Annotated in this window: 2 protein-coding genes; one reads left to right on the forward strand and one right to left on the reverse strand. The window is 62.2% G+C overall.

Translation table 11 applies throughout. The features are described 5' to 3' along the window. A partial coding sequence (locus tag EN914_RS35350; RefSeq protein ID WP_127389685.1) for a class I SAM-dependent methyltransferase occupies positions 1 to 595 on the reverse strand: 595 nt, incomplete at its 3' end. 137 nt (positions 596 to 732) lie between these two features. On the opposite strand from EN914_RS35350, the gene gloB reads away from it, so the two are divergent. Further along, positions 733 to 1,456, forward strand: a 724-nt coding sequence (gloB, locus tag EN914_RS35355) for a hydroxyacylglutathione hydrolase (protein WP_127389686.1), incomplete at its 3' end; no start/stop codon positions are given.

Here is a 1,456-nt window from a genome sequence, read left to right on the forward strand (position 1 = left end):
GTGTCTGGGCGCGCTCCAGTACATTGTGGAAGCGCATCATGAAACGGCGCCGCGATGGCGGAAAGAACAGCGCATCGGACCAAGCGGCGGGCGTGAAATTGGCCTCGCGCAGCAGTTCCGTAAGCTGGCCTCGCGAAAAGGGCCGGCCGTTGCCGAATGGGGTGTGCTCGAAGCGCGCCCAGACACCGCGCCGGTTGGGCACGACGATGACCACCCGGCCGGCCGGCGACAGCACGCGCCAGATCTCGTTCAGCGTCTCACGCGGGTTCTCGACATGTTCGAGCGAATGGACGAGCAGCATGCGGTCGATGCAGGAATCGACCAGCGGCAGTTCCTCGTCGAAGACCAGTGCCGTCGCCGTCGGCCCCGTCGCCGGCCACACCACCGCGCCTTGCGTTGCCGGCATGAAGGCGAAGACCCGCTCGGCGTCGCTGCCGAACCGCTCCAGCCACGGCAAGGTGTAGCCCAGACCAACCAGCCGCTCGTTGGGAACGGCCGCCCATATCGACGACAACGCCATGGTGATCGAACGCTCGGCGAACCGGCCGAGCGTTGTCGAATAGAACGAGCGAAGATCGACGATGTCGGAATGCATGGCAGGGATGTAGCCGTGATGTCGCCAGGTTTCAACAAAAGGCCGCGACGACCCGACATTCCGGGAATGTCATTCGACATCCGGGATGACATCGACCCGCAAGCGCCCTATGTCTGCGGCCATAACGGAGAGATGTGATGCCGGTCGAAATCGAACAGTTCATGTGTCGCAGCGACAATTTCGGCGTGCTGGTTCATGACCCCAAAAGCGGCCAGACCGCGATCATCGATGCGCCCGAGGAAGCGCCAATCTTGGCCGCGATAAAGCGCACCGGCTGGACGCCGACGATGATCCTGACCACACATCATCACATGGATCACGTTGAGGCCAATCTGGCGCTCAAGGAGCGCTTCAAGCTGCGCATCGTCGGTCCAGAGGCCGAAAAGGCCAAGATCCCCGGCATAGACGAGACCGTCGAAGACGGCTCGGTTCTCCATCTTGGCGATGAAAGGATCGAAGTCATCGCCACCCCCGGCCACACTGCCGGCCACGTTTCCTATTATTTGCCGGCCTCGAGCGTGGCGTTCACCGCCGACACGCTGTTTGCGCTGGGTTGTGGGCGGCTGTTCGAATGCAAGCCGCCGGTAATGTATGATTCGCTGAAGAAGCTGGCTGCACTTCCAGCTGAAACGGCCATCTATTGCGGCCACGAATACACGCTCTCCAACGCCCGTTTCGCGCTGACCGTCGATCCGTCCAATTCAGCATTGAAGGAACGCGCCGCCAGGATCGAAAAGCTGCGCGCCGAGAACAAGCCGACGCTGCCGACGACGATCGGCGAGGAACTGTCGACCAATCCCTTCCTGCGCTGGCACGACCCGGCGATCCGCAAGCATCTTGGGCTGGAGAAGGCTTCCGACG

Source organism: Mesorhizobium sp. M7A.F.Ca.CA.001.08.2.1, assembly GCF_003998455.1.
GTDB lineage: Bacteria > Pseudomonadota > Alphaproteobacteria > Rhizobiales > Rhizobiaceae > Mesorhizobium > Mesorhizobium ciceri.